We start from the raw sequence: 3,828 nt of genomic DNA, 5'->3' as shown, positions 1-3,828 counted from the left end.
CCCTCGCGCTGATCGCCGCGCTCGCCGGCGGCGGCCTGCTGATCCCCACCCCCGCCTCGGGGCGCCCCGTCACCGTCGCGGTGATCCAGGGCAACGTCCCGCGCCTCGGCCTGGACTTCCTCGGCCAGCGCAAGGCCGTCCTGAACAACCACGTCAAGGCCACCCACGAGCTGGCCGCCCGGGTCCGCGCCGGCGAGCTGCCCCGCCCCGAACTGGTGGTGTGGCCCGAGAACGCCAGCGACCTGGACCCCTACGCCGAACCCGACGCCTACACCGCCATCGACGGCGCGGTGAAGGACGTCGGCGTCCCCGTCCTGGTCGGCGCCCTCACCGACACCCCCGACGGCGAGAAGGTCGAGAACCGCGGCATCGTCTGGGACCCGCGCAGCGGCCCCGGCGACTACTACGTCAAGCGGCACCCCGTCCCGTTCGGGGAGTACCTGCCGTTCCGCGACGTCCTCACCAAGCTGATCACCCGGTTCGAGCGGATCCCCCGCGACTTCGCCAAGGGCACCCGCTCGGGCGTCATGCGGCTCGGCCCGGTCACCGTCGGCGATGTCATCTGCTTCGAGGTCGCCTACGACACCGAGGTCCGGGACGTGGCGGCGGGCAACCTGCTGGTCGTGCAGACCAACAACGCCACCTACGGCCGCACCACCCTGCCGCCGCAGCAGATCGCGATGTCCCGGCTGCGCGCGGTCGAACATGGCCGTACGATCTTGGTTGCCGCGACCAGCGGGATCAGCGCGATCGTCGCCCCGGACGGCCGGATGCTCGACGAGTCACGCGAGTTCGTCCCCGACATCCAGGTCAGGACCGTCCCGGCGCGCACCGCGCGGACGCTCGCGGACCGGGTCGGCGCGGCGCCGGAGTGGGCGCTGGCGGCGCTCGGGCTCGGCGCCGTCCTCGCGGCGGCATGGACAGCCAGGAAGAACGAGGGGAATTGACACCGATGGAGATCCCAGCCGCCCTGGGCCGGGTGCTCGTGATCATCCCGACCTACAACGAGCGGGACAACATCGAGCGCATCGCCGGCCGGGTCCGCGCGGCCGTCCCGTCGGTGGACGTCCTGGTGGTCGACGACGCCAGCCCCGACGGCACCGGCGAGGTCGCCGACGCGATGGCCGCGGCCGACGAGCAGATCCAGGTGCTGCACCGCGAGGGCAAGGACGGCCTCGGCCCCGCCTACATCGCCGGGTTCCGGTGGGCCGCCGAGCACGGCTACGACGTCATGGTGGAGATGGACGCCGACGGCTCCCACCAGCCCGAGGAGCTGCCGCGGCTGCTGGCCGCGCTGGAGGACGCCGACCTGGTCATCGGCGCCCGCTGGGTCCCCGGCGGCAAGGTGCGCAACTGGCCGAAGCGGCGCGAGGCGCTGTCGCGCGGCGCCAACACCTACGCCCGCCTCATGCTCGGCATCCCCCTGCACGACGCGACCGCCGGCTACCGCGCGTTCCGCGCCGCGACGCTGGCCAAGATCGGGCTGGACGAGGTCGACTCGCGCGGCTACTGCTTCCAGATCGACCTGGCGCTGCGGGCCGTGCGGCAGGGGCTGCGCGTGGTGGAGGTGCCGATCACGTTCGTCGAGCGCGAGCACGGCACCAGCAAGATGAGCCGGGACGTGATGGCCGAGGCGGCGCTGCGCATCACCCAGTGGGGCATGTCCGACCGCGTCGGCAAGATCCGCCCGCCGCGCTGAACCCGTCCCGCGCGGGAAACGTTCGGGCCCGTCCCGGCGTTGTTCTAGGGGAGAGGGACACCCCGAACCGAAGATGAGGCCATGCCGCTGCTGCTGATCGTCCTGGGAATCCTGGCCGTGCCCGTGCTGGAGATCCTCGTGATCCTCCAGGTCGGCGCCGCGATCGGCGGCTGGGCCACGGCCGGGCTGCTGGTCGCCGAGGCCGTGCTCGGCGCGTGGCTCGTCCGGCGGGAGGGCCGCCGCGCCTGGGGCGCCCTGAACGACACCCTGCGCAGCGGCGTCCTGCAGGACCGCGAACTCGGCGACGCCGCGCTGGTCATGGCCGGTGGCATGCTGCTGCTGTTCCCCGGCTTCCTCACCGACGTGCCCGGGCTGCTGCTCGTGCTGCCGTTCACCCGCCCCCTCGCCCGCCGGGCCCTGTCCCGGTTCGCCGAGCGGCGGATGCGGGCGGCCGAGGAGCGCGCCGCCACGGTGTTCCCGCCCGGCCTCGGCGGCACCGGCTTCGACCCGTTCGGCCGCGGTCCGGGGCCCGAGCGCGTGGAGACCCCGCCGGGACCGGTGGTCCGCGGCGAGGTCATCCACGAGGACGGCGCCCGGGAGCAGGGCGTGCGCGAGGACGACGACACGGCGTCCCGCGCCTGACCGCGGCCCTGCTTGACCGGGGAGCTGCTCAGGCGTCCCGCAGCGCGAACAGCGCCCAGCCCGCCAGCAGCGCCGCCGCCGCGTAGCAGGCCAGCACGCCGAGGCCCGCCCACGGTCTGATCGGCAGCCGGTCAAGCCCGCGCGTCGCCTGCACCGCCAGGCCCGCCGTCATGGGCGCGGCCTTCTCCAGCCGCTCCTGCCAGGTGTCGCTCGCGGTGAGCCGGGTGAGGACCGGCACGATCCACAGCAGCGCCAGCACCGCGGTGATCGCCGCCGCCGGCTCGCGCAGCGCCGTCCCCGCCCCGAGCGACAGCAGCGCCACCAGGACCAGGTACAGCACCGTGCCGGCCGCGGCCCGCGCCGTCGGCCCGTCCAGCGGGGACAGCGGCGGATACCCGTTCGCCTCCGTGAACCCGTTCCCGGGCAGCAGGCCACGCCCCGCCGCCAGCGACGCCAGCACCCCGGCCGTCCCGGCGGCGGCCACCGCGCCCGCGACCACGGCGGCCTTGGCGGCCAGCACCGCGGCCCGCCGCGGCACCGCCGCCAGCGTCGCCGCGATCGTCCCGGTGGCGTACTCGCCGCCGACCGCGAGGACCCCGAGCACCACCGCCGCGACCTGCCCGATCTGGACGCCCGACAGCGCCAGCTTGGGCGTGTCCTCCATGCAGCCGGCGGGGCTGGTGCAGTGCGAGGTGTCGACCGACCCCGTCACGGCGGCGCCCACGGCCGCCGTGAGGCCCGCCAGCGCCAGCAGCATCCACCAGGTGCTCGGCAGCGTCCGCAGCTTCGTCCACTCCGCGTGCACCGCCCTCATGCGTCCCGCCGCCTCAGCAGCCACGCCGCGAGCGCCAGCGCCGCAGCCGTGTACGCGCACAGCACCCCGAACCCGGCCCACGGCGCGATCGCCCGGTCGAACCGCGTGACGGTCTGCTGGATCGCGAACCCGGCCGCCGGGGTGGCCCGCTCCAGCCACCGCGCCGCCGACAGCGGCAGCGCCGTCGCGACGATCTGCGGGACGAGCAGGAGCAGCAGCACGAGCGTGATCGCGGGCGCGCTGCGCCGCACGATCACCGCGACCGCCAGCGAGAACACCGCGATCACCGCGAGCAGCGCCGCCGTGCCGAGGACCGCCCGCAGCACCGCGCCGTCCGACAGGGGCGGCGGCGCCAGGCCGTGCGAGCGCAGGACCGGCCCGGCCGGCAGCACCGCGCCGAACGCCGCGACCAGCCCGGCCGCCAGCGCCGCCAGGCCCACCACCAGCGCCTTGGCCGCCAGCACCCGGCCGCGCCGGGGGCTCGCCGCGAACGTCGTGCGCAGCATCCCGCGCCGGTACTCGGCAGTCATGAACAGCACCGCGAGCGCGACGATCGCCGCCTGCCCGACCAGGACGCCGGTGAGGGTGGTCTTGGTGATGTCGTCGGCGAACAGGTCGGGGCCGATGTCGCCCGTCCCCTTCAGCGTGAACGCCCCGCCGGTCTGGGTGCGCC

The 3,828-nt window shown here is 75.4% G+C and carries 4 protein-coding genes and 1 pseudogene; 3 read left to right on the top strand and 2 right to left on the bottom strand.

What is annotated here, in order from left to right; translation table 11 throughout:
* The 3 genes from lnt to ETD96_RS42405 form a co-directional block, all read left to right on the top strand.
* Window positions 1-947: apolipoprotein N-acyltransferase (gene lnt, locus ETD96_RS42415; protein WP_138642125.1), on the top strand; the 947-nt coding region annotated here is incomplete at its 5' end.
* Window positions 948-952: 5 nt separating this feature from the next.
* Window positions 953-1,699: a polyprenol monophosphomannose synthase gene (locus ETD96_RS42410; protein ID WP_138642124.1), complete on the top strand. Its 747-nt coding sequence runs from the start codon at window positions 953-955 to the stop codon at window positions 1,697-1,699.
* An 81-nt stretch (window positions 1,700-1,780) separates the two neighbouring features.
* Window positions 1,781-2,341, top strand: a complete 561-nt coding sequence (locus ETD96_RS42405) for an FxsA family protein (protein WP_138642123.1) — start codon at window positions 1,781-1,783, stop codon at window positions 2,339-2,341.
* A 28-nt stretch (window positions 2,342-2,369) separates the two neighbouring features.
* Here ETD96_RS42405 and ETD96_RS42400 read toward each other — a convergent pair whose 3' ends face one another.
* Window positions 2,370-3,155, bottom strand: a complete 786-nt coding sequence (locus ETD96_RS42400; protein ID WP_138642122.1) for an ABC transporter permease — start codon at window positions 3,153-3,155, stop codon at window positions 2,370-2,372.
* Window positions 3,152-3,828 (bottom strand): annotated as a pseudogene (locus ETD96_RS42395) (ABC transporter permease subunit); the annotation flags it as partial. The gene ETD96_RS42400 and the pseudogene ETD96_RS42395, both read right to left, overlap by 4 nt.

Source organism: Actinomadura geliboluensis (assembly GCF_005889745.1).
Classification (GTDB): Bacteria; Actinomycetota; Actinomycetes; order Streptosporangiales; family Streptosporangiaceae; genus Spirillospora; species Spirillospora geliboluensis.
Note: the sequence above shows the minus strand (reverse complement) of the source record. Positions and strands in the feature narration are given on the sequence as shown.